At 42.8% G+C, this 24,851-nt stretch carries 20 protein-coding genes, 4 tRNA genes, 1 rRNA gene, 1 pseudogene and 1 riboswitch; of the genes and pseudogenes, 19 read left to right on the top strand and 7 right to left on the bottom strand.

Translation table 11 applies throughout. The annotated features are described in order from the left end of the window. Positions 1-94: 94 nt before the first annotated feature. Both FTT87_RS03550 and FTT87_RS03545 read right to left on the bottom strand, forming a co-directional pair. Positions 95-673, bottom strand: coding sequence for a cob(I)yrinic acid a,c-diamide adenosyltransferase (locus tag FTT87_RS03550; protein ID WP_086197511.1), 579 nt, complete (start codon positions 671-673; stop codon positions 95-97). A gap of 102 nt (positions 674-775) precedes the next feature. Then, positions 776-2,614: a TonB-dependent siderophore receptor gene (locus FTT87_RS03545; RefSeq protein WP_180174394.1), complete on the bottom strand. Its 1,839-nt coding sequence runs from the start codon at positions 2,612-2,614 to the stop codon at positions 776-778. Positions 2,615-2,649: 35 nt separating this feature from the next. Continuing rightward, positions 2,650-2,860, bottom strand: a riboswitch (cobalamin riboswitch). Between the two features lie 156 nt (positions 2,861-3,016). Between FTT87_RS03545 and FTT87_RS03540 the strand changes: the two genes are divergently transcribed. The 4 genes from FTT87_RS03540 to FTT87_RS03525 all read left to right on the top strand — a co-directional run bounded on the left by FTT87_RS03540 (position 3,017) and on the right by FTT87_RS03525 (position 6,954). Next, on the top strand, positions 3,017-3,658 hold the full coding sequence (locus FTT87_RS03540; RefSeq protein WP_086197509.1) for a phosphoribosylanthranilate isomerase: 642 nt from the start codon (positions 3,017-3,019) through the stop codon (positions 3,656-3,658). Continuing rightward, positions 3,642-4,871 (top strand): tryptophan synthase subunit beta, encoded by a 1,230-nt coding sequence (trpB, locus tag FTT87_RS03535; protein ID WP_166171307.1) that lies wholly within the window; start codon positions 3,642-3,644, stop codon positions 4,869-4,871. Before FTT87_RS03540 ends, trpB begins: the two co-directional genes overlap by 17 nt. 400 nt (positions 4,872-5,271) lie before the next feature. Beyond that, on the top strand, positions 5,272-5,790 hold the full coding sequence (locus tag FTT87_RS03530) for a DUF1543 domain-containing protein (protein ID WP_166171309.1): 519 nt from the start codon (positions 5,272-5,274) through the stop codon (positions 5,788-5,790). Between the two features lie 171 nt (positions 5,791-5,961). Beyond that, positions 5,962-6,954, top strand: a complete 993-nt coding sequence (locus FTT87_RS03525; RefSeq protein WP_166171311.1) for a DUF2804 domain-containing protein — start codon at positions 5,962-5,964, stop codon at positions 6,952-6,954. Between the two features lie 74 nt (positions 6,955-7,028). Here the strand turns inward: FTT87_RS03525 and FTT87_RS03520 are convergent, their stop codons facing one another. Further along, positions 7,029-7,907: a metal-dependent hydrolase gene (locus FTT87_RS03520; protein WP_166171313.1), complete on the bottom strand. Its 879-nt coding sequence runs from the start codon at positions 7,905-7,907 to the stop codon at positions 7,029-7,031. A gap of 136 nt (positions 7,908-8,043) precedes the next feature. Between FTT87_RS03520 and FTT87_RS03515 the strand changes: the two genes are divergently transcribed. Next, positions 8,044-8,634 carry an AraC family transcriptional regulator ligand-binding domain-containing protein gene (locus FTT87_RS03515; protein WP_180174393.1) on the top strand — a complete coding sequence of 197 codons (591 nt, stop codon included), beginning with the start codon at positions 8,044-8,046 and terminating at the stop codon, positions 8,632-8,634. A gap of 29 nt (positions 8,635-8,663) precedes the next feature. On the opposite strand, the gene FTT87_RS03510 is transcribed toward FTT87_RS03515, so the two are convergent. After that, positions 8,664-9,596: an IS5 family transposase gene (locus tag FTT87_RS03510; RefSeq protein ID WP_180174392.1), complete on the bottom strand. Its 933-nt coding sequence runs from the start codon at positions 9,594-9,596 to the stop codon at positions 8,664-8,666. A 56-nt stretch (positions 9,597-9,652) separates the two neighbouring features. Between FTT87_RS03510 and FTT87_RS03505 the strand changes: the two are divergent. From FTT87_RS03505 to FTT87_RS03485, 5 genes and pseudogenes are all read left to right on the top strand, one after another. After that, a pseudogene (locus tag FTT87_RS03505) lies at positions 9,653-10,132 on the top strand (helix-turn-helix transcriptional regulator); the annotation flags it as partial. 440 nt (positions 10,133-10,572) lie between these two features. Then, on the top strand, positions 10,573-11,376 hold the full coding sequence (trpA, locus tag FTT87_RS03500; protein WP_180174391.1) for a tryptophan synthase subunit alpha: 804 nt from the start codon (positions 10,573-10,575) through the stop codon (positions 11,374-11,376). Beyond that, positions 11,373-12,269 (top strand): acetyl-CoA carboxylase, carboxyltransferase subunit beta, encoded by an 897-nt coding sequence (gene accD / locus FTT87_RS03495; protein ID WP_180174390.1) that lies wholly within the window; start codon positions 11,373-11,375, stop codon positions 12,267-12,269. The genes trpA and accD overlap by 4 nt, the downstream gene beginning before the upstream one ends. Then, positions 12,266-13,549, top strand: coding sequence for a bifunctional tetrahydrofolate synthase/dihydrofolate synthase (folC, locus tag FTT87_RS03490; RefSeq protein ID WP_180174389.1), 1,284 nt, complete (start codon positions 12,266-12,268; stop codon positions 13,547-13,549). Before accD ends, folC begins: the two co-directional genes overlap by 4 nt. After that, positions 13,546-14,556 carry an SPOR domain-containing protein gene (locus FTT87_RS03485; RefSeq protein ID WP_180042880.1) on the top strand — a complete coding sequence of 337 codons (1,011 nt, stop codon included), beginning with the start codon at positions 13,546-13,548 and terminating at the stop codon, positions 14,554-14,556. The genes folC and FTT87_RS03485 overlap by 4 nt, the downstream gene beginning before the upstream one ends. A 17-nt stretch (positions 14,557-14,573) precedes the next feature. Here the strand turns inward: FTT87_RS03485 and FTT87_RS03480 are convergent, their stop codons facing one another. The 3 genes from FTT87_RS03480 to FTT87_RS03470 all read right to left on the bottom strand — a co-directional run bounded on the left by FTT87_RS03480 (position 14,574) and on the right by FTT87_RS03470 (position 16,877). After that, positions 14,574-15,152 (bottom strand): dual specificity protein phosphatase family protein, encoded by a 579-nt coding sequence (locus tag FTT87_RS03480; protein ID WP_373423495.1) that lies wholly within the window; start codon positions 15,150-15,152, stop codon positions 14,574-14,576. Then, positions 15,152-15,967: an MBL fold metallo-hydrolase gene (locus tag FTT87_RS03475; RefSeq protein WP_180174388.1), complete on the bottom strand. Its 816-nt coding sequence runs from the start codon at positions 15,965-15,967 to the stop codon at positions 15,152-15,154. The genes FTT87_RS03480 and FTT87_RS03475 overlap by 1 nt, the downstream gene beginning before the upstream one ends. A 268-nt stretch (positions 15,968-16,235) precedes the next feature. After that, positions 16,236-16,877 (bottom strand): peroxiredoxin, encoded by a 642-nt coding sequence (locus tag FTT87_RS03470; RefSeq protein WP_180174387.1) that lies wholly within the window; start codon positions 16,875-16,877, stop codon positions 16,236-16,238. Between the two features lie 339 nt (positions 16,878-17,216). Between FTT87_RS03470 and secA the strand changes: the two genes are divergently transcribed. The 9 genes from secA to FTT87_RS03425 form a co-directional block, all read left to right on the top strand. After that, positions 17,217-19,949, top strand: coding sequence for a preprotein translocase subunit SecA (secA, locus tag FTT87_RS03465; RefSeq protein ID WP_180174386.1), 2,733 nt, complete (start codon positions 17,217-17,219; stop codon positions 19,947-19,949). 182 nt (positions 19,950-20,131) lie between these two features. Continuing rightward, positions 20,132-20,452 carry a hypothetical protein gene (locus FTT87_RS03460; protein ID WP_180042885.1) on the top strand — a complete coding sequence of 107 codons (321 nt, stop codon included), beginning with the start codon at positions 20,132-20,134 and terminating at the stop codon, positions 20,450-20,452. 157 nt (positions 20,453-20,609) lie between these two features. After that, the gene (argJ, locus tag FTT87_RS03455) at positions 20,610-21,830 is read left to right on the top strand and encodes a bifunctional glutamate N-acetyltransferase/amino-acid acetyltransferase ArgJ (RefSeq protein ID WP_180042886.1); all 1,221 of its coding nucleotides are present in this window, start codon (positions 20,610-20,612) and stop codon (positions 21,828-21,830) included. A 153-nt stretch (positions 21,831-21,983) separates the two neighbouring features. Next, positions 21,984-23,051 (top strand): quinolinate synthase NadA, encoded by a 1,068-nt coding sequence (gene nadA, locus FTT87_RS03450; protein WP_180042887.1) that lies wholly within the window; start codon positions 21,984-21,986, stop codon positions 23,049-23,051. Positions 23,052-23,203: 152 nt separating this feature from the next. Next, a tRNA-Pro gene (locus tag FTT87_RS03445) sits at positions 23,204-23,280 on the top strand. Between the two features lie 44 nt (positions 23,281-23,324). Then, positions 23,325-23,401 (top strand) — tRNA-Arg (locus FTT87_RS03440). Between the two features lie 38 nt (positions 23,402-23,439). Next, positions 23,440-23,515: transfer RNA gene (locus tag FTT87_RS03435), tRNA-His, on the top strand. 4 nt (positions 23,516-23,519) lie between these two features. Further along, a tRNA-Pro gene (locus tag FTT87_RS03430) sits at positions 23,520-23,596 on the top strand. 1,037 nt (positions 23,597-24,633) lie between these two features. Continuing rightward, positions 24,634-24,851 (top strand): 16S ribosomal RNA (locus FTT87_RS03425); the annotation flags it as partial.

Below are 24,851 nucleotides of genomic sequence, written 5' to 3'. Positions count from 1 at the left end.
TCGCAAAACCATTAGACTTTAAATATAGTCCTGCCTCGAACAGTTGCAGATGACGTGGCCGAGTATCAAATAGCAGATTTAAATTTTAATTTTTTCAAATCGTCTCATTAATATTTTTTTGCCAAAGCACTTCAGATCCGCCTTCAGCACGTTGCAAGGTACGCGATGCAACAAATAACCAGTCGGACAGGCGATTAAGCAACTGTAGCGAGTTGGCCTGAATATTCTGGTCACGGCTATGTACCGACATTACACTGCGCTCGGCACGACGGCAGACGGCACGGGCCTGATGGGCATAACTGCAAGCTAAAGTTCCGGCAGGTAATATAAAGTCTTTCAGCATTGGCAATGCTTCGTTCATACGGTCAATGTCATTTTCCAAAAACTCGATGGAAACCGCTTGAACCAGGTTAAAGTTTGGAATGCAGACTTCACCGCCGAGGTCGAATAACCAGTGCTGAATCAGGCTTAAGGATTTATCCCAGTTGGCTTTTTCTGCAATAGTACTGTGGGCAATCTGTGAGCGAAGTACGCCAATACAGGCATTCAGCTCATCCACATCGCCTAGTGCCGTAATGCGCAAGTCATCTTTGGCGACACGCGAACCATCACCGAGTCCAGTTGTGCCTGAGTCGCCGGTACGGGTATAGATTTTACTTAAACGGTGGCCCATATCTGTTCCTTGAGTTTTTGATGAATACAATAAAAAAGGATAATGTCGGTCATAACATTATCCATAAACTGCGCTGTTTTAAAATTTTTTGCTGTTAAGAGCTTAGTAACGGAAGGTTACACCCGCAGAAGCGAGGCGACCGCCGTTGACATAGTAATAACCTTGGTCTTGGTATGCAGTCTTATATTCAACATCCCCAATATTTTGAATATTGGTAAATAGTTTCACATTTGGGTTTACATTCCAGAAAGCATTTACATCAACCGTCGCATAGCCCGGGTTCTTGTAGTTTTTATCCCAATCTTTAGATTTGGATTTAGCGACCAAAGATGCACTAATACCATATACTTCGTTTTGTAAGCCAGTTGTTAAGGTAAAACCTTGACGAGGGCGACGATTTAAATCTTGATGAGTTGCTTCATTTTGAGGTTTAACGTAGCTATAGGTTGCTTTGGCAAATAAATCATCTTGCTGCCAGCCTAAATAAGCCTCACCACCTTGATAAGTAGCCTTTTGAATATTTGTCAGTTTGCCATTGCTGCCTGAGGCGATCAAATCTTTAACTTCTGTGTAGTAAGCAGATAAACCTGTTTGCAAACCATAAGCCAGATTTTGGTCAAAACCAATTTCATAAGATGTACTTTCTTCAGGGTTCAGATCTGGGTTGCCATTCCATGAATTATAAAGTTCATTCAAGGTTGGCGATTTAAATGCTGTACCTACATTTACATATGCGCTGGTTGATGGCAGCAATTGGTAGCGAGCAGCAATTTGACCTACAGTATGAGTCCCATATTTTTCATTGTCTTCTACACGGACACCAATCTGGGTGTTGAGTTTAGTCCCGTTAAATTGATGCTGAATATAATATCCAGTTGAGCCCACATCTTCATTATAAGGTGTGCCATAAGACAGAATATCGCCATCCAGATTGCGATGAGTCACACCTGTAAGTAAAGTCTGCTGAGGCATGAGGTTCCATTTACCATAGAGTTCTGCTTCTTGAGTTTTACCATGTACAAAGTCGGTTGAATCTTTTTGGTCGACTTCATCCGTAAATTGAGATAAACGTGCATTCAGTTCAAATTGATCAGTCAGGTTTATACGACCACGAAGATTGATAATTTCATTTTCAAAGTCTTGTTTCAGCAATGCACCATTAAATGAATAAGCATCATATAGGCTGGTGCCTTTATTGGTACTGTAGTCAATTGATGTTGCAAATTTTTCTTTTTCCACACCAAATTTAGTACTAAAGCCTTTTTGATCAAAAGAAGCGGTTTCATGGCTGTTGGTTTTTTGGTTGGTTACTTTTGTTGCATCAGATTCTAATCGTTGGCCGCGAATTTGAGCATAAAAACCGTCTTCATATAAATCAGCACCGATGACAGATTTATAGGTTTTATGTTCTCCTATTTCACCTGTAACGAATGCACCTGTTTTTTCAGGTTTTTTTGAAATCAATTGAACCACACCGCCAATAGCATCTGTACCATATAGAACAGATGCAGGGCCTTTTAGAATTTCGATTTGTTTGATATCTGTGGTATCAATAAAAGCAAGGCTTGCTGTACCCGAAGATGCATTATTTAATCGTATGCCATCACGTAAAATCAAAGTATGGTCTGATTCAGTACCACGTAAATAAATATCGGCAAGTTGCCCCATACCGCCACTTTGAACCATGTTGATGGTAGCATCATGTTTGAGCAAATCAGGAAAAGAGGCAATTGGTGATTGTTCAACAATTTGGGGTTCAATAATTGAAATACGCGCAGGCACATCTTTAATCTTTTCTTCAGAGCGTGTTGCGGTAACGACTAAAGTGTCTAAAGAAGCATTCACAGTCGTTGTATTGTCTTGTGCAGAGACAGATGCAGAGAAACCCATCGCAATAGCGATTGCGCCCACTAAAGCTGTAGGCTGAAATTGAATAGACATAATGTGCTCCATACATTCACTCCCCGTGAATGATTGAGTTAAAGAACACAACAAGCAGGTATCCGGACTTAAATGTGCAGGGCAGGCACCATGCTGCCAATCCACCTTCCCACATTTTCATGCAGTGGCGTAAACCAGAGGTTTAAATTGATTGACGTTTCATTTTTTACCGTTGCGGGGGCAGTGTTGGATTTTCACCAACTTCCCTAAAGCTTTAAGGCTTTGACTTGTTGCAAGATGGGCGCAGTATAAAGATAGTATGGCTGATAAACAACGTCAGACAAGAATTATTCGGATGAACTTTACGCAAGCTAAAGAAATTGCATTACAATGATTCGCCCTTATGTTTATAGCATGACTATAAATTGGCAAAGTTAAGGTTAAAAAATTAGAGCGAATTGTATGCGAACCCGTGCCAAAATTTGCGGAATCACACGAATAGAAGATATACATTCAGTTGTGAATGCAGGAGCAGATGCGATTGGTTTTGTATTTTTTCCACCTAGTCCACGTAGTGTGACCAAAGAGCAAGTGAAAGAACTGATCCAGCATGTACCTGCCTATGTGCAAACAGTGGGTTTATTTGTCAATGCATCTGCGGATGACATTCAACACGTTTTAAAAGATGTGCCTCTGGATATGCTGCAATTTCATGGTGATGAAAGTCCTGAACAGTGTCAGCATATTTCCAAACAGGTCGGCCGCCGCTGGTACAAAGCCATCCAGGTGAAACCAGGTTTAGATATTCAAGCCGAAATTCAAAGTTATCAGGATGCAGGGGCAAGTGCTGTGCTGTTAGATGCCTGGCATCCAGATTTAAAAGGGGGCACCGGGCATAGCTTTGACTGGACCACTTTCCCAAAATTAAATATTCCGCTCATCTTGGCAGGGGGCTTAAACCCTGACAATATCGAGCAGGCAATTCTCACCACACAAGCCTATGCTGTGGATGTGAGCGGCGGTGTCGAGTCCGCAAAAGGTATAAAAGACCAACAACTCATCGAACGCTTTATGCAAGGAGTCCTACGTGGATCAGCAAAATAATGTGATTGACTATACCCAATTCCCTGATGCAAAAGGGCATTTCGGTATCCATGGCGGACGTTTTGTGTCAGAAACTCTGATGGCAGCTCTAGAAGACCTAGAAAAGCTGTATCTCCGTATGAAAAATGACGAACAGTTTCTGGCAGAATTCGACCGTGATCTGGCTTACTATGTAGGTCGTCCTAGTCCTTTATATTATGCTGAGCGATGGTCAAAAGAGTTGGGTGGTGCGCAAATTTACTTAAAACGTGAAGACTTGAACCATACCGGCTCACATAAAATCAACAACACCATTGGTCAGGCACTGCTGGCAAAACTTTCCGGTAAAAAACGTATTATTGCGGAGACCGGTGCAGGTCAGCACGGCGTGGCAACAGCGACGATTGCAGCGCGTTTAGGCCTGGAATGTGTCGTGTATATGGGTGCCGAAGACGTAAAACGTCAGGCTATGAACGTGTACCGTATGCGTTTGCTTGGTGCTAAAGTGGTGCCAGTAGAAAGCGGCTCTAAAACCCTGAAAGATGCATTAAATGAAGCGATGCGTGACTGGGTAACGAATGTAGACAGTACCTACTATATTATCGGTACAGTGGCGGGTCCTCATCCGTATCCGATGCTGGTACGTGACTTCCAGTCTGTGATTGGTCGTGAAGCACGTCGCCAGATTCTGGAACAGGCGGGCCGTTTGCCAGATGCATTGGTGGCTTGTGTGGGCGGTGGCTCGAATGCGATCGGTTTATTCTATCCATTCCTGAACGATCAGGACGTGAAAATGTATGGTGTGGAAGCAGCAGGTTTGGGGATTGAAACCGGTAAGCACTCTGCTCCGCTAAACGCAGGTCATGTCGGTGTGTTGCATGGTAACCGCACTTATCTGATGTCTGATGAGCAAGGCCAGATCATTGAAACCCATTCAATTTCTGCCGGTCTGGATTATCCGGGCGTTGGTCCTGAACACAGTTTCTTGAAAGATATGCACCGTGTTGAATATGTGCCGATTAATGATCAGGAAGCGCTTCAAGGTTTCCGTGATTTAACCCAGATTGAAGGGATTATTCCTGCGCTGGAAAGTTCACATGCGATGGCGTATGTGACTAAACTTGCGCCAACCATGTCTAAAGATCAAATTATTATTGCGACTGTTTCAGGTCGTGGCGATAAGGACTTGATGACTGTGGCACGTATTGATGGCGTAGAAATGGTTGAGATGTAATTTGCCTTGAAGCCCTCCTTTTTTAAAGGTGAGGACTTCAGAATATATTCTGAATCCGCAAGGGTGGATTTTATAAAGAATAAAATCGTGCTGAAGCAATTCAGCACGATTTTTTTATACATACAGAAAAACTTTTCCTTTTTAGAAGGGTATCGAAGATGCAAGAACATATATTCTTTACTTTTGACGGGGCAAAAGTAACAAAACCCCTTTGTTTGGCAGAGAATACATCCTTGTATTCCTGCCAAACGGGCGACATCCATGTCGCCAGCGCGTATCATATTGAGATGTAATAATTATTCTCCTAACTAAATTTTGTCATGTAAAGTTCCCCCTCCTTTGAAAAAGGATGAGAAACACTGTTTCGCAAGGGAGGAGGATTAAAATTAAGGAGAGAATCATGCCCAGTCTTTTTATTGTCATGCTTGGTGGTCGTCATGCACGTGCCAATACAGAAGTCCATGATGTGGTTTTAGCAGTTGGTGAAACTTTGCAAGAAGTCTATCCACAACTGAAAAATGCATGGTTTGGGGAACAAAAAGGGTTGCATATTGATGCCTGGGCGCAAATCAATGGGATTGAATTTGACGGAAAACACTATCAAATCCAATTTAGCGATGCAGCACCGAATTCATCTTCAGAACATCTGTTTTTAATTAATCTGGGTGGCTACGATGCCCAGGAGTTTGGAGAACTGCATCGTTATGTTCTAGTTGTGGCACAAAATGCCATGTTGGCAAAACAACGGGGGAAGGCTTATTTTGCCAAGCATTGGCAGAAGCAACATACTGACCGAATATTAGATGTAGATGATTGTATTGTGATTGATCATATTCATGGCCGTTATGTAGAGCTGGTCGAAGGCCAGTTTTCAGCGAACCTCTGGGAAAATACCTATTTAATGCTGGATGAGGGTTGATTTATATCTAATTGATTAATAAATTATATTTATCAAATATTAGACCAGGTGAAATATTATAAATTTTTGTATTTTTCGATGAAATATGCTTTTTGACACTTTCAAGTTCCGCTTATATAGGCATAATAACGCTAAGGAATTGTTATCTCTTGGCTAGATGGAATTTGATAAATGGATTTGATTCAATCAAATGGACAACCGCATTATGGACGTTTTAGCGCCCTCCCCAAAACCATCGATTTGAATCAATACCAGTACAAGACACCTTATGGCGATGTCTTAACTGGTTGGCGCAAGCGATTAAAATATAAAAAGTTTAAATTTTGTTGTATTCAGCATGGCCATTATACGATTGGTCTGGCCATTGCCGATATTGCATGGGCTGGGCATGCCTTTTTCTATATTTATAATCATCAAAACCATGAGGTTTTAGAGTGGAATGCGATTAACCTGTTATCACGCAATACCGTGGTAGATGAACAGCCGCTTTATAACCAGAGTTTTTTTTCCAAGTCGCCTTTTCAAATTGATATCCAGCATGCCAATGGCGTGCGTTATATCCACGTCACCAAATATGGTGAAATCAGGCTTAGTGCGCGAATTTTCTGTGCTGGTACAAACCCGCTTAGTATGTGTAGCCCGACGGGAATTAATGGCTGGACTTATACGCAAAAACTGACGACTTTGGCCTGTGAAGGTTTTTTTATCAATAAACAGCGTGAAACCATACAGTTTAATGAAAGAACTTTTGCATCACTAGATGATACTTGTGGTTTTCTACGGCCGGAAACGGCCTGGTTCTGGTTATCCTGCAATTTTTGGGATGCGCAAAATAACCGGATCGGTTTGAATCTGGCTTCCGGGGTCAATGAAAGTTTTGGCAATGAAAACTGCTTATGGGTGAATGGCGTGTTGTATCCTGTCAGTGATGTTTTATTCCAGCATCAGGATGAGGGGCACTGGACAATTCGCTCACTGGATGAAAAATTAAATCTGGATGTCAAAACGGGCTGGCGACGTTATGAAAATCTGAATTTAAGACTGGTGGGCAGTCAGTTCAGCCAATGGCAAGCTAAAATTAGCGGGACCATTCAGCAAGATGATCAGGAAATTGTCTTGATCAATGAATATGGTTTGCTCGAACAGCATTATGCCAAGTGGTAACACACTGACTAAAAAACCAAGTGGAGGTGAGTCTGGACTTGGTTGGTCTCAATTTAATTCAATTCATATAAGGCCTAGTCTTTAGCTGCCTGCCAAAATGCTTCTCCAGCCTGGATCGGATCACCGGTCTGTTGCAGGGTTTTGACCCAGACATCATATTGGGCAATCACCGGATGCTGGCTGGGATGAAAATCCTTTTTAAACCAGTCGCGATATTGTTTGCTCATTTTGCTGAGCGTGCCCTTTCTTCCAAAGAACCACGGTAATCCGCGAATATTCATTTGCAGACGTTGTAATGAGCTAAACCCGTCATGCTTTAACATGACATTGGCACGGTAAAGGGTAAAGCCGAACATTAATGCCGTGGTCCAGACCAGAACAAATTTACGGGTACTTTCAGGCACATTGCCGACCTGCTTCATGACATCAAAAGCGACATCCCGGTGTTCCATTTCTTCAATCGCATGCCAGGCAAATAGTGCCCGTACATAAGGATGGGCATCTCTTAACGTCTCTTTATGGCTGTAAAAGGTTTCTGCCATTAAGGCGGTCAGGTGTTCAGCGGCAGCCGTCATGGCAATATTGTATTGTGGAGAACGTTTTTCCAGCTCGAATTTAAAAATTTTATTCAAACGCTGAATAAACTGATCGACCGGCATGCCTTGTTCTTTCATGACCTGATTCATTTTGTCATGCGCAATGCCGTGCTGTGCTTCCTGACCGATAAATTCTGCCACACGCTGCTTTAAATCTGGATCGGTAATCTGCTCCCGAAACAGACGGACTGACTGAATGAAGTAACGTTCGCCATCGGGAAAAGTCAGGCTGAGTGCATCAAACATCCGGGTAATAAACGGGTCACCTCCGAACCAGAAACGCGGAACCTCATTCAGCTTGAAATCCAGATTACGACGTACGACGGGAATAATCTGCGCTTGGACAATGGCATTCATGTTGTTTTACTTCAATTGCCTTAGACTATTGCAGTATGTCGGGATTTTTATCTTTTGTTTTGACAGTTGTTGCCATTTTTTATACATTTTACGCCAAAGTAAAAATATAAAATGTCAAAAATAATCAAGGTACATCGTGCAAGAATTGCAAATTCCAAATGGCTATTTTCAGTTGCTGCACATGTATTTGCAGCAACAGGATATGGATATCTTTAGCCTGGCCTGTCTAGAGCCACATCAGGCACAACTGCGCTATGTCTTATCTTTGCCTATCGATTCGCAATCGACCTATTCATTTTTTGCAGAAGTCATGCAGCTGACTCAAAAACAGATGGATTGTCCGCAATTGGTGTTTGAAATGGCCTGCCTGATCCGTCCTGAACATTTTGGTGTACTGGGCTATATGGCGACTCGAAGTAACAGTGTGGCAGAGGCATTGCAATATGTGATTCGCTTTAGCCGTCTGGTCATTGACGGGGCAGATGTTAGCCCGATACAGATGCATCAACGGGACAAAAAGATCTGTTTAAGCTGGCCTTTTCATGATTTAAAATATGCCTTGCTCAATGAGATGACCATGGCCTGTATGGTGCATTTGGCCCGGCAGATTTTTCCGGCTCAAAAATTCCAGCTATTGCAGATCAATTTTGCCCATAGTCCAGAAATGGCAGATGATCATTATCAAAGGTTTTTTGCTTGCAAAGAGCTTTGTTGCACAAAGATTTGAAATGCAAAGCGCCCCTAATTGAGCTAAATTTAAGGCGTAACTTGGGTAAGTGGTCGACCTAATTCCGTAAATCTGTTAAGGACTGCTACACGTGCATGGATTTCATTCACTTGGCTATCAAAACTCCTTGCACTGAGTTTATCTCCTAATAATTTGATGCAATGCATCTTAGTTTCAACCAAACTTCGCCGATGATAGCCTGACCATTTTTTCCATAGTGTCCTGCCTAAACGTTTAATTGTTCGAAGTAATTCATTTCGCTCTAGCGAGCTACTCTTTGTATCTTTCCATTGTTTCGCATTTTTTCTAGGTGGAATCACCGCATGCCCTTGCCGATCTGCAATGACCTGACGGCATTGCTTGGTGTCATAAGCTCCATCGGTATAAACAGAGTCAATCCGCTCATCTTGTGGAATCTGATTAAGTAAATCACCAAGCACCTGTGAATCACTGACATTATTGGTTGTAAGCTGAACTGCTCGTATTTGTAGGGTTTTAGCATCTATACCAATATGAAGTTTACGCCATTGGCGACGATATTCAGGTCCATGTTTCTTGCGTTTCCATTCGCCCTCACCTAGAAACTTCATGCCTGTAGAGTCCATGAGTAGATGCAGCCCATCGCTACTTTTTTGGTAGCTGATTACAATATCAATATGCTTTTGTCTTCTACAAAGCGTGGTGTAATCTGGAGCTATCCAATTTAATCCGCAAAGTTTAATCAGACTTTGCACAAAGCCAGTGACCATACGTAAAGACAGACGGAATAAGGATTTAATCATTAAGCAGCATTGGATGGCTGCGTCGGAGTAGGTTTGATTTCGCCCTTGTTTGCCTTTTGATGGCGCATACCATTGCGTAGCAGGATCAAACCAAATGGCAATATTTCCGCGACTCATAAGTGCTCGGTTATATGCGGGCCAATTGGTTGTGCGGTAGATTTTAGGTGTAGGCTTCTTCATTTGAAAATTATATCGCTGAAAAACCCTTTACAGATAGGTTTGTGCAACAAAGCCCTTGCAAAGTGGAATTTAAACAGTCGGATTATTCTTTTGAGATCAATGTGGAAAACTTAGAGCTGAAGTCCGAGCTGGCTGATCCCTCTTTAATGCAGCTTCTACTCAGGCAGGCAGAAGATGCCATTGCTGCCAAACCCCATTATGAAAATCTATTGCTGCATATTCAGCAAAAACTGGCTGAATATTTGCGGGTTAAGGAACAGTCCCCGAAAATAGAATGGCTGGCGGATGAATTGCATGTATCTGTACGGACCTTGCAGCGTCAACTGTATAAACAAAATACTTCCTTTAAAAAACTGCTTGAAACCGAGCGCATGAAACGCTGTGAACAGTTACTGTTGCAAAGCATGAATTTTACGGAAATGGCCATGTGTCTGGGCTATTCAGATCAGTCGGCTTTGGCACGTGCTTATAAAGCCTATAGTGGTCAAACCTTATTACAGCGAAAACAGCAACTGAAAGCACAATCTGAACGATAAAAAGGGCGTATTTAAGGTACTTTGAAATGCAGCGCAACTACGCAGACATGCAGTTCACCTTTGCATTCGGCAATCTTATAAAATAAAAAATAAAAAGTCTGTGTCCTAGAGTGCAGGTTTTTGCTATTGCATGAAACTTTAAATTTAAAAGACAACATATTTATTTTTATCAATTTTTTATGAATAAGAATAAGTTTATCTTCATCAGGGATATTTGTTTACATGGCAAAATTAGGCATCTTTGATCATTGAGAAAAAGTCGTAAATATCAGTAAATGGTGCTCTCGGATTGTTCTGAAAAAATGAGATGCTGAGTCGAAAGTAGCGTGAAATGCTCAGGCTCTATTCAATGAGTAAAAAATAGCGTTACAATGCGTTGTCTTGTATTTCTACAAAGCCAACTCCTCAGTTCTTTAATAATTCAAGGAAAGTACAACCCTATGTCACGTTTAGCCACTCGTTTCGGACAGCTTAAATCTCAGCAGCGTAAAGCGCTCGTTTCCTATGTGATGGCTGGCGACCCTCATCCACAAGTAACCGTTCCATTGTTACATCAAATGGTTGAGGCTGGGGTAGATGTGATTGAGCTTGGTCTACCATTTTCAGACCCTATGGCGGACGGTCCCGTGATTGCCCTTGCAGCAGAACGCGCATTGGCAGGTGGAACCAATACCCTGGACGCTTTGAACATGGTGAAAGAGTTCCGTCAAAAAGATGCAGAAACACCGGTGGTTTTGATGGGTTATCTTAACCCTGTAGAAGTGATCGGTTATGAAAAGTTTGTGTCAATCGCCAATGAATGCGGTGTCGATGGTGTGCTTCTGGTGGACTTGCCGCCTGAAGAAGCCAAAGATTTTGATGACGTGTTGAAGAAATTCGACATGGATCAAATTTTCTTGCTGGCACCGACATCGACTGATGAACGTATTCAGCATGTGGCGAATCAGGCCAGTGGCTTTATCTACTATGTATCCTTGAAAGGGGTAACCGGTGCTGCAACCTTAGATGTTGCTGAAGCGGCAGCCCGTATCCAGAAAATTAAAACTGTGACTGACGTTCCTGTGGGTGTCGGTTTTGGGATCAGCGATGCTGCCTCGGCAAAAGCCATGGGTGTAGCAGCTGATGCTGTGATTGTTGGTAGTGCATTTGTAAAACAGTTTGCGAACTTAGCGCCAGAACAAGCCGTTGTCGAAACGGTCAATAAAGTCAAGGAGCTTCGAGCTGCGCTCGATGAGTTAGTATGAATCAAGAAGTGAAATCAGGCAAAATTCTTAGCCCAGCGAAGCCGTGGACCGAACGTCATGTTCCGGGTATTCAAGTGCCCGATGAGCAAGCTGCACTCAAAGCAACATTTACCGAGCCTACGGTTGAGTGTCCTGAATGTCATGCGCTGGTTACACGTACCGCGATGACATTTAATGCCTATGTTTGTCCACAATGCGATGAGCATTTGCGTATGAAAGCACGCGATCGCTTAAACTGGTTCTTCGATCAGGTTCAAAATGAACTGGGTCAGGAATTTGTTGCTAAAGATCCGCTGAAATTCATCGATAGCAAAGCCTATCCGGACCGTATGTCTGAAGCGCAAAAGAAAACCGGCGAAACTGAAGCCTTGGTGGTAATGCAAGGTTTGCTGAAAGACATTCCTGTTATCGCGTGTGCATTTGAATTCGACTTTATGGGCGGTTCAATGGGTACAGTGGTAGGTGACCGTTTTGTGCAAGCTGCTGAGCGTGCCATTAAAGAGAAACAACCTTTAATCTGTTTTGCTGCATCAGGTGGTGCACGCATGCAGGAAGGCATGTTGTCATTGATGCAAATGGCACGTACTTCAGCGGCAATTCAAAAAATGAAAGATGCTGGCCTGCCATATTTAGTGGTGTTGACCCATCCGGTTTATGGTGGCGTAACTGCATCATTGGCAATGCTCGGTGATGTACACATTGCAGAGCCTAAAGCCATGATCGGCTTTGCGGGTAAACGCGTGATTGAGCAAACTGTACGTGAAAAACTGGAAGAACCGTTCCAACGCGCAGAATATTTGCTTGATCATGGTGTAGTCGATCAAATTGTTCATCGTCACGCATTACGTGATACTGTATATCGTATTATCGCGAAACTGATGAATTTGTCTTGAACACAGCACCACTTGCAACAGACTCTTTAAACACATGGCTCGATTATTGGAGCCATGTTCACGTTACGGGTATTGATTTAGGTTTGGAACGGGTTATTCCTGTGGCTGAAAAGCTCGGTGTAACGCGTCCGCAGGCCAAAGTGCTGACTGTAGCGGGAACCAACGGGAAAGGTTCAACCACCACCGCTTTGGCTGCCATTTTAAATGCGCAAGGCTATAAAGTGGGGTTATACCAGTCACCGCATATTTACCGTTTCAATGAACGGGTAAAACTGGCTGGCATTGAAGTGGATGATCAAACCCTGGTGGATGCCTTTGTGCAGGTGGATCAGGCCCGTCGTGACTGTGACCTATCCCTTTCCTTCTTTGAAGCCACCACACTCGCGGCTTTTGTAATTTTCAAGGCCAAGCAGTGTGATGTCTGGGTGCTTGAAGTCGGACTGGGTGGTCGTCTGGATGTGGTCAATGTGATTGAGCCGGATGTCGCCGTGATTACCAATATCGGTCTGGATCACACCGACTGGCTCGGTGATACGATTGAAAAAATTGCGTTCGAGAAAGCCGGGATTATTCGTCCGAATATTCCGGTGATTTTTGGTGGTTCGCAAGAGCTTCCTCAAGCCATACAAAATAAAGCCGATGAATGTCAGGCGCAACTGTTTGCCGTCAATCGTGATTATTTCTATCAATATACGGATGATGGTCAAGCCTGGATGTTTGCCTCATCGGGCAGTACTTTAAAACTTCCCCTTGGTGCTCTGGCACTGGAAAATATTTCCACAGCTGTGGCCGCGATTTTGGTCAGTGGTTTAAATGTGACTCAGGATGCCATTGCACACGGCATTCAGAATGCAAAATTACCAGGTCGCTTTGAAATACGCCATATTCAAGATAAAACCGTTATTTTTGATGCCGGACATAATCCCCATGGCGTAGAATTTTTGTTAAATCAGTTGCGAAAATTTTTGGAATACAATAAACAGTACACAGAAGTGATCAGCGTTTTTTCCATGTTGGCGGACAAAGACATCAATTCTGTCGTAGATTTGTTGAAAGATACTGTTTTAATATGGAAAATCGCACCGTTAACCGTTCCGCGAGCAGCCACAATCGGGCAGCTTGAGGAAGCATTACAGGGCGAAACAGTACAACACTTCAATAGTGTTCAATTGGCTTTTAAATCAGCGCTAAATGAAACAAAAAATAATCAGTTGATCTTGGTATGTGGTTCATTTCATACCTTAGAAGCGGTATGGGAGTATTTGGAAGAATGTCAATGAATAGCAAACAACGCTGGATGGGAGGCGTTGTTTTATTAGGTGGTGGTGTTTTATTGGCAGCATTGCTTCTAAAGGGTAAAGAAGAAATATATCAGAACCAACTCAGAACTCCGGATTTAGCTGCTCAAGTTGAGCAAAAAAAGCCGGCAGCAGAAGGGGAAATGGTTCAGCTGCAACCTTTAACAGTTGATGTGGAAACAGAAAAACGTTTACTAGAAGAACAACGCCGGGCACGTGAAAAAGCGGTTGCAGAACAGGAAGCACGTGCAGCCGAGTTTCTAGCGATGCAGCAACAGGCTGAGGCAGATGCGGCACGTAAAGCAGCTGAAGAATATGCCGCTTTAAATGCTCTGCGTAGTGGAGCACAGCAGAGTTCGGATAATATTCCCCCTGAACTGGTAGAAGATGAAAAAGCTAAACAAAAGCGTTTGGCTGATGAAAAGTTGCTCGCTGAAAAAAAGTTACAGCAGCAGACAGCTCAACAACAACGAACTGATGCTGATAAAAAAATAACCGAAGAAAAACGTAAGGCCCAAGCTGAAGCCGCAAAGCAGTTAGCCGCAAAGCAAGCAGCCGAGAAAAAAGCAGCTGAGGACAAGGCAAAGCATGATGCGGAGCTAAAACGTAAAGCAGAAACTGAAAAACAGCTGGCTGCTAAAAAGGCGGAGGAAGCCAAGAAAAAAGAACAAGCACAGCGTGAATTAGAAGCGAAGAAAAAAGCAGAAGCTGAAAAAGCCCGAGATTTGTTAGAAAATGGCGATAAACAGTGGATGGTTCAAGTGGCCTTGGCTGCCAATGAAGCCAACGCAGATGCACTGGCCTCTAGGTTACGAGCCAAAGGTTATAAGGTGACCAAGAGCCCAACATCGAAAGGGGTTCGAATTATGGTTGGGCCATCGAAAGACCGTGATGCCGCTGATGCTGCACGCAAGAAAATTACCAGTGATGCAAGCTTGGGTATGAAGTCGGCATGGGTGATTGACTGGGTTCCGCTCGATAAGCGCTAATCTGGCTTGAAGTGAAACTAAGATGGATTCGACAGTCGCTGTTGAATCCATTTTACGTTTTTAGGACTGAATATTTTTTCAATATGAATCCAGACTGGGTGAAAACCGTAGCCACCATGTTTCATTTCATTGAGTGCATCTGCAATCGGCCAGTTTTCAAAAATAATCCGGTACATGGCAATACTTGCACCGGTACGGTCTGAACCGTGATAACAATGAATGAGTATCTTGTGATTTAAGGCCTTAGCTTGCTGAATCTGCCGCATGACCTGTAATAAATCTTCACGGTTCATTGCCCAGGTGTGGATGGGGATATGAACCAAGTTAAAATCCGTGGAGGGCAGGACAGTCAGATCTTTATTTCTTGATCTTAGATTAATTACCACATCAATATCATGTGTCTTTAATTGCGGAATCAGCTCAGTTGAGGGCTGCTCACTACGAAACACATGCTCACTAATTTGATAAAAATTATCTGTTTGATTAATTAATGTTCCCCAGTGTGTAGGGCGTTGTTCAGGTGGAAGTGCGGGTGTGGTCATGCATCCCATCAAGCTTGAGCTACCCAGTAAAATGGCAACAACTGTTCTTTTGATCATACTAGATAACGTGCCAATTCAATCGGATCATGCGCACAGATAATCTCGATATTTTTTTCATTTTGTGCCAGTTGCTGGATTTTGTGCAAGTTATCTATACGCCTCTGATTGTCTTCGGCAAAAAATCGCTCCAGTTTATCCAGTGTTCTCAGCCTGTTTTTAGGGTTGAGTTGCAAGTGAGAGTAATAGGCATCACCACAGAAAAACAGCCAGCCATCATTCTGCTTAATGGCAACCCCGCAATGACCCTGGCTATGACCCAGCAGGGGAATCATTAAAATTTCATCCTGGAATATGTGAAATCCCTGTACTTGATGCAGGTTAAACCAGGCTTCGCCCTGATCAGGTTCTATAAAGTTCCAGTATCGGTGCTGCCTGAATTGCTGGGTTTTATAACGGGCTTTATTTTTTAAGGAAAAAAAGTTTTGAGTAGCATTATATTCGCTGGAAAGAATATGCACGGTAGCGTGCGGAAAATCGGAAATACCGCCAGCATGATCAAAATCAAGATGGGAGATCAGTATATGCTTCACATCTTGAGGGCTAAACCCGAGCTTTTGAATCTGCGCAATTGCCGTGAGTTCTAAATTGTTTTCGATGCGGCCTAGCCGTGAAACCAGATTGCCTAAGCGGGCTTTGCTATGCAGATAATCTTGTACGCCTAAACCGGTATCCACCAATACCAAGCCTTGATCGGTTTCCAGCAGCAGGCAATGACAAACCACTTTGGCATGTAAACCTTTTTGCCCAAATAGCGGACCGCACACAGGACACATCGTGCCACAGTGCAAATGATGAATGTTATAGATCACAATATTTATTCTTAAGATGATTAGGCTTAGTTATAAACTGGCTGTGAAACAAACGCCAACCTGATTTTGTAATTCAATTTCTGAGCTGAATAAAAAAGCCTGTCATCAGACAGGCTTGAGCAAGATCAGGATTTGGCTCGTCATTTTAATCCTCTATTTGCTGCATACTTGCGGCAGAGCTTCTCACCTTATGCGTGCAAGGGTAGAGCAGTATTTTCTGAGTAAAACTACGCGCTTTGCTTGTCTTGCGACAAAATAAGACAGCGTCTTATTTTGTCTCAGGCTGTGGCGTAAGGCGTAAGTATGGTGTTACAGCTTTATAGCCTTTAGGGAAACGTTGCTTGATTTCGTCTTCATCTTTAAGAGAAGGTACAATCACCACATCTTCACCTTGCTGCCAGTTGGCCGGTGTAGCTACTTTATGGTTGTCAGTCAGTTGCAGCGAATCAACCACACGCAAAACTTCATGGAAGTTGCGGCCAGTCGAAGCAGGATAGGTAATAATCAAACGTACTTTTTTGTTCGGATCAATAATCACCAAAGAACGAACAGTCAAGGTTTCACTGGCATTCGGGTGAATAAAGTCATAAAGAGTAGATACTTTACGGTCTTGATCGGCAATGATCGGGAAATTAACCGTGGTATTTTGGGTTTTGTTAATATCGTTAATCCAGCCTTTATGTGACTCAACATCATCGACTGACAAGGCAATCGCTTTAACACCGCGTTTTGCAAATTCATCTTTCAGCTTTGCGGTATAGCCCAGCTCAGTGGTACATACTGGTGTGTAGTCCGCAGGATGGGAAAATAAAATCCCCCAGCTATCACCCAAAAAGTCGTAAAAATTAATGCTACCTTCGCTTGAGTCTTGCACAAAATTTGGTGCGGTATCGCCTAAACGTAATGTCATTTTTATAGCCTCATCTGCTTTGTTATCTATGTTGATGCGATCTAATATGACGCATTTTTTTTTGCAATGAAAATAGTGTTTTTGTATTTCTTTATGAGTATATGGAATATAGAGGCCGTGATTGATTGTTAAAATCTGGATGAATGATGAATTTTATGACTATATTGCCTGTATAAAATTTGTTACATTGTTTGGCCTTAGCTGTCGTGTGCTAGAACGAGTGATCAGAATTTTTTAATTGGTTTTGTGCAAACCCCTTGTACTTCAAATTTCTAGCACCATAATAACGACTGAGAAAAAATTTATTCATTCGACAAGCAAGATTTAGAGAGTCTATTCATGTTGGCAAGTCTGATCGGAGGAATCTTCGGTACCAAAAATGAGCGCGAACTCAAACGCATGCGTAAAATCGTAGACAAGATTAATGCGCTCGAGCCGACGATATCTGCACTAAGCGATGCAGACTTATCTGCAAAAACTGAAGAATTCAAACAACGATATAATAAGGGCGAAAGCCTGGATAAATTATTGCCTGAAGCATTTGCTGTTTGTCGTGAAGCGGCAAAGCGGATCATGGGAATGCGCCACTACGATGTCCAGTTGATTGGTGGTATTACACTTCACGAAGGTAAAATTGCAGAAATGCGTACTGGTGAAGGTAAAACCCTGATGGGGACCTTGGCCTGTTATCTGAATGCGATTAGCGGTGAAGGCGTTCATGTCATTACCGTAAATGATTATTTGGCGCAGCGTGATGCCGAGTTAAACCGTCCCTTATTCGAATTCCTGGGTCTGAGCATTGGCATCATTTATTCCATGCAAGATCCAACAGAGAAAGCTGAAGCCTATCGTGCCGATATTACTTACGGTACCAATAACGAATTCGGTTTTGACTATCTTCGTGACAACATGGTGTTCTCTCTGGCCGAGAAGAAACAACGTGGCTTAACCTATGCGATTATCGATGAGGTCGATTCGATCCTGATCGATGAAGCACGTACACCGTTGATTATTTCGGGTCAAAGTGATGACTCGTCTCAGCTTTATGCAGCCATCAATAGCATTCCGCCAAAACTTCATGCGCAAAAAGAAGAAAAAGTGCCGGATGGCGGTCATTTCTGGATTGATGAAAAACAGCGTCAGGTTGAAATGACTGAAGTGGGTTATGAAGCTGTAGAAGACCAGTTGATTCAGATGGGGTTGCTCGCTGAAGGTGAAAGCTTGTATTCACCCTCTAACCTGAATCTGGTTCATCATGTTGCTGCAGCAATTCGTGCCCATTTCCTTTATCAGCGCAACGTGCATTACATCATTCATGATGGTGAAGTCATCATCGTGGATGAAAATACTGGCCGTACCATGCCGGGTCGTCGTTGGTCAGAAGGTTTGCATCAAGCGGTTGAAGCGAAAGAAGGTCTGGAAATTCAGCCTGAAAACCAGACTTTGGCAACCACCACTTTCCAGAACTATTTCCGCCTTTATAAAAAGCTTTCTGGTATGACCGGTACAGCTGATACCGAAGCTGCGGAGATGAAAGAAATTTATGGTCTGGATGTAGTACTGATTCCAACCCATCGACCAATGATCCGTAAAGATGAAAACGATCTCATTTATTTAAACCGCAATGGTAAATACAACGCCATTATTCAAGAAATTCAGCGAGTGCATGAAGAGGGTGTTGCACCGATTCTGATTGGTACAGCAACCATTGAAGCTTCTGAAATTCTTTCTGAAAAATTGAAAGAAGCGGGTATTGCACATGAGGTGTTGAACGCGAAGCAGCATGAACGGGAAGCAGACATTATTGCCCAAGCGGGTTCACCACGTGCTGTGACCATTGCAACCAACATGGCCGGTCGTGGTACCGACATCTTGCTGGGCGGTAACTGGAAAGCCAAACTTGCCAAAATTGAAAATCCAACCCCTGAAGATGAAGCACGCTTAAAAGCCGAATGGGAACAAAACCATGAAATGGTATTGGCCTCTGGCGGTTTGCATATCATTGGTTCAGAACGTCATGAATCACGCCGTATCGATAACCAGCTGCGTGGTCGTGCCGGTCGTCAGGGTGACCCGGGTGTTTCACGTTTCTACCTGTCGCTTGAAGATGACCTGATGCGTATCTTCGCTGGTGATCGTGTGGTTGCGATGATGCGTGCGATGGGCTTGCAGGAAGATGAAGCCATCGAACATAAGATGGTGTCGCGTTCGATTGAAAATGCACAACGTAAGGTAGAAGCACGTAACTTCGACATTCGTAAGAACCTGTTGAAATACGATGACGTGAATAACGAACAGCGTAAAATCATCTATTCACAACGTGATGAAGTGCTTGCTGAAAATACGCTACAAGATTACATCGAGGAAATGCATCATGAAGTCGTGAAGGGCGTGATTGCTAACTACATTCCACCTGAATCGATTCATGACCAATGGGATATTGAAGGTCTGGAACGTGCATTGCGTGAAGAGCTCGGTATTGATTTACCGGTCAATCAATGGCTGGAAGAAGACCGTCGTTTAGATGAAGAGGCGTTGGTAGAACGTATTTCTGACGAAATTGTTACACGCTATCGCAATCGCCGTGAACAAATGGGGGATGAATCAGCAGCCATGCTGGAACGTCACTTTATGTTGAGTGCTTTGGATCGCCACTGGAAAGATCATCTTGCAGCGATGGATTACTTGCGTCAGGGTATTCACCTGCGTGGTTATGCGCAAAAGAACCCTGAACAGGAATACAAGAAAGAAGCCTTTAATCTGTTTGTAAACATGCTGGCTATCATTAAATCCGATGTAATTACAGATCTTTCACGTGTGCATGTTCCTACAGCTGAAGAACTGGCTGAAATGGAAGCACAGCAACAGGCTCAAGCAGAAGCAATGAAGTTGAATCTGACTCATGCAGAATTTGATAATTTGTTAGCCGCCGATTTAACCGGTACTGAAACTGTAGAAATTGAGTCAGGCTTTAGTCCAGCTGAGCAGACATTTGCACCGCCTGCAAGCCGTAATTCGCCTTGTCCATGCGGTTCAGGTTTAAAATACAAGCAATGTCACGGTAAAATTTAATTTTTATCTTAATCATTCAGCCACTTTATATATTTATTTCCCTCCGGATTTGAATCGATAAAGTGGTTTTTTTATTGCAACAAAATAAGAGTTTATTTTTGCAAGATGTGAATATGTTTGCAGAGCACTAAATTAAGTGGTATTTAGTGCATATTGATGAATATTGAGTAGCGGAAAAGATAATGAAAAAAGTATTACAACCATTGATGATTTTAGCTTTAGTTATTCCTGGTTTGGCTTTTGCAAATGAGTCATCAAAAAAGACAGCGGCCAATGTTGTTAAAGATGAAAACACTACGGTTATGAGTCCACGTACTGGAATTCGCTATACTTTTGCGAATCCGCAGCAACGTCCAGTAGTGCTAAAAACTACAGCAATCACCCCTGCAAATGCAGCGAATGCAAACCGCATTGTGGCATCAAACCCGGCTTTATCTGCGGCAAGTCAGGAAAAAGCCAAGCAGGCACTGTTGTCGGAATCGGCTCAGTTGGCTTCCAACTAAATCTGATATATTGATAAAACCAGTCTGCGGACTGGTTTTTTTGTGCCTGTAAATGTCAAACTGATAAAAAATAAATCAAACAAAGTGTTCTGCTCGATTTTTTACTGAATTTCTACTAAGCTGTCTTTTTATCACGAACTTATTTGGAAGTTTAAAAATGGCGGTGGGTGACTTAACAATGCCACAGATGCATGTGGTTAAAGGTGTAAAAATTGGTTCAGCTGAAGCATATGTACGCTATCAGAACCGACGTGACCTCGTTATTTTTGAATTTGCTGAAGGTTCAAATGTGGCCGGTGTATTTACTCAAAATGCATTCTGCGCAGCACCGGTACATGTGTGTAAAGTCCATTTGCAAGTAGGTAATCCACGTTATCTGGTCATTAATACCGGGAATGCCAATGCAGGGACTGGTAAAATCGGTATGGCGAATGCTCAGGCGGCTTGTGCCAAACTGGCTGAACTTGCCGGCGTAGCTGCTAGCGAAATTTTACCTTTTTCAACCGGTGTGATTGGCGAGCAGTTGCCGATTGAACGCTTGATGAATGGCTTGCAGCCTGCTTTAGACTCTTTAAAGGAAGATGCTTGGTTAGATGCGGCAACAGGTATCATGACCACGGACACACTGCCTAAAGGGGCGTCAGAACAGTTTGAAATGGATGGCGTGACTTATACCATGACTGGTATTTCTAAGGGTGCCGGCATGATTCGTCCAAATATGGCGACCATGCTCAGCTATGTTGCGACCGATGCACCCATCAGCCGTGAACTGGTACAGCAGCTATTAAAAACCACGGTGAATGTTTCATTTAACCGTATTACCGTAGATGGTGATACCTCAACCAATGACTCCTGTATTTTTGTGGCAACAGGTCAGGCAGGCGGTACTGAAATTGCCTCAACTGATGATGCACGTTATGCAGTAGTTCTGGATGTTTTGACCCGTGTTATGAAACGCTTGGCTCAACTGATTGTACGTGATGGAGAAGGGGCGACCAAATTCATTACTGTTGCAGTTGAAGGTGGAGCAGATACCCAAGAATGTTGCGATGTAGCGTATAGTATTGCCCATTCTCCACTGGTGAAAACTGCAATTTTCGCCTCAGATCCGAACTGGGGACGTATTCTTGCTGCGATTGGTTATGCCGGTGTTAAAAATTTAGACGTTGAAAAAATCCAGGTTTGGTTAGATGATGTACAGATCTGTAAAGATGGTGGTGCGGCAGCGGACTATACGGAAGAAGCTGGTGCACGCGTGATGTCTCAGGCTGAATTGACCATTCGGGTCGATTTGGGACGAGGTCAGGCAAAAGATACTGTTTATACCTGTGATCTGTCTTATGACTATGTCAAGATTAACGCGGATTACCGTTCGTAAAATTAAAATTGAGTGACAAAGCCTCCGTTGTGAGGCTTTTTTAGCATTCAATCAATCGGCAAAGGGCTGGTGAATGAGCAAATTGCCCCCATATCATCAGTGACTTGAGTACGCTTGTGTTAGGGCAAGCATGAAGATAGAGAAGACGTTGTTATGAATGATGCGACCAATTTAATTGCCAATGACGCAAAATCGATTGTGCAGGCGCATTTAGATCGTTTAGGCGAACCTAAAGATATTCATTTAAGTGATGAGGTCAAACAGGAGAAGTTTGCACAAATTCTGGCAGAACTCAAAAAACGTGATGCTGTCCTTGTCGCTCACTACTATTGTGATCCTGAAGTGCAAGAAATTGCTGAATTGTCTGGCGGTTGTGTTTCTGATTCCCTTGAAATGGCACGTTTTGGTCGTGACCATCCTGCCAAAACCTTGGTGGTCGCTGGGGTGAAATTCATGGGGGAAACAGCAAAAATTCTTTCTCCTGAAAAAACCGTACTCATGCCAACTCTAGAAGCGACTTGTTCGCTGGATTTGGGCTGTCCAGTCGACGAATTTACTGCATTCTGCGATGCCCATCCGGATCATACCGTGGTGGTCTATGCCAATACCTCTGCTGCAGTCAAGGCACGCGCAGACTGGGTGGTGACCTCAAGTTGTGCTGTGGAAATTATTGAGCATCTCGATAGCCTGGGTGAAAAGATTATTTGGGCACCGGACCAGCATCTGGGGCGTTACATACAGAAGAAAACTGGTGCAGACATGCTGCTTTGGGATGGGGCTTGTATTGTGCATGAAGAATTTCGTGCGCGCGGTATTGCCAGTATGAAAGCATTGTATCCGGATGCAGCCGTATTGGTCCATCCGGAATCACCAGAGTCAGTGGTGGATATTGCTGATGCTGTGGGAAGTACCTCTCAACTGATTAAAGCAGCACAGACGCTTCCGAATGAACGTTTAATCGTTGCAACCGACCGCGGCATTTTTTACAAAATGCAACAAGCCGTTCCAAACAAGATTTTGATTGAAGCTCCGACAGCGGGTGAAGGGGCGACCTGTCGCTCATGTGCGCATTGTCCGTGGATGGCCATGAATGAGTTAGATGCAATTTTAGAAGTTTTACAAAAAGGTGATCAAGAAATACAAGTTGATCCTGTACTTGCAGAACGCGCTAAATTGCCACTTGATCGTATGTTAAGCTTTAGTGCGAGTCTAAAACGTTAATTTTGATCAAAAAATATCTAAAATGCTTGATAAATAAGCGGTTGAAGTGGTTTTTTAAGTTTTTTTGAATATAGGTGTTGACGTCTCTTGGCGTCACGCCTAAAATGCACCCCGTACCGCACGATGTGCGATACACTAAAAGCTGAGATGAACGGAGTATGGCGCAGCTTGGTAGCGCATCTGGTTTGGGACCAGAGGGTCGTAGGTTCGAATCCTACTGCTCCGACCAATTCTTCAAGGCAAGTATCGCATGATAGTAATATCATCGGTCATGCGCCTGTAGCTCAGTTGGATAGAGCATCCGCCTTCTAAGCGGATGGTCACAGGTTCGAATCCTGTCAGGCGCGCCATTTGGTAGTCTGGTATTTAGAGCCAAAATGTTGTAACGGTGGATGTAGCTCAGTTGGTAGAGCCCCGGATTGTGATTCCGGTTGTCGTGGGTTCGAATCCCATCATTCACCCCAATTTCGGAGTATGGCGCAGCTTGGTAGCGCATCTGGTTTGGGACCAGAGGGTCGTAGGTTCGAATCCTACTGCTCCGACCATTTTAAGTCTAAACTTAAAAATAAATGATCCGCTTAAATGCGGTTTTTTTATGCCTGAAATTTGATAATAACATTCAACATTCAACATTCAACATTCAACATTCAACATTCAACATTCAACATTCAACATTCAACATTCAACATTCAACATTCAACATTCAACATTCAACATTCAACATTCAACATTCAACATTCAATATGGCTTGAGCAATATTGAATCTTTGTGGTCTACAGTTTAAAAGTAATGTGATTGCTCTTACTCGGTGTATAGCACCAATTGAGGTGGCGATCTTATTTGAAATCTAGATTGAATTGCATTCAACAAAATAGAAATCTCAAAATTAAAATACTTTCTTATGTGGAGTTTATGGATAAGTAATTTTATTTTTAAATTAGGTCATACTTTTTTGCTTTGATTATTCTTTTGTCTAAATAAGCTGTATTTAAGTGCTGGCTATAATTTAAGAATTAAATGAGTTCATAGGAATATAAAAAAAAGAAGGATGAAATAATTCATTAAATGTTAGGGATGCAAAAATTATGGGCTTTGCTTTTTTGGGTGTTAAGCAGAAAAGTGTTGTTAATTTAAACTTAAAAATAAAAAATCACTCCATTTGTATAATAAGTAAACAGTCGTGATATTTTTGTTGAGTTATTTAAAAAAAGGAGTTGCATTGGGTTTGGAATGGTGTAGAATGCACATCCATCGGCGGTGATGAAGATTAAAACTTCTGATAAAACAGTAACTTAGCACGAAGTGTTAAGATTAGGTTTTAGAAAGAAAGTTTAAAATAATTTGAATTACTGATTGACACTAAGGATATTTAGTGTAATATAGCCGACCTAGCTTGCTGGTGACGAACCAGTAAGAAGATCATTAAGAGATTATGAAGAACAACTTGTGTGGATTTTTACTGGTTGATTGATCGAAATTATTTTCATTGATTGATGGTAGAAATTACTCGAAGTTTATTTGAGAAATATTTGTCAGAAAATTGATGAGCCAAGATTGGTAGCCATAAGCTACTACTGATTTTAAACTGAAGAGTTTGATCATGGCTCAGATTGAACGCTGGCGGCAGGCTTAACACATGCAAGTCGAGCGGAGTTGTGGTGCTTGCACCATAACTTAGCGGCGGACGGGTGAGTAATGCTTAGGAATCTGCCTATTAGTGGGGGACAACATCTCGAAAGGGATGCTAATACCGCATACGCCCTACGGGGGAAAGCAGGGGATCTTCGGACCTTGCGCTAA

The sequence above is a fragment of the Acinetobacter sp. YH01022 genome (genome assembly GCF_013420235.1).
Classification (GTDB): Bacteria; Pseudomonadota; Gammaproteobacteria; order Pseudomonadales; family Moraxellaceae; genus Acinetobacter.
Note: the sequence above shows the minus strand (reverse complement) of the source record. Positions and strands in the feature narration are given on the sequence as shown.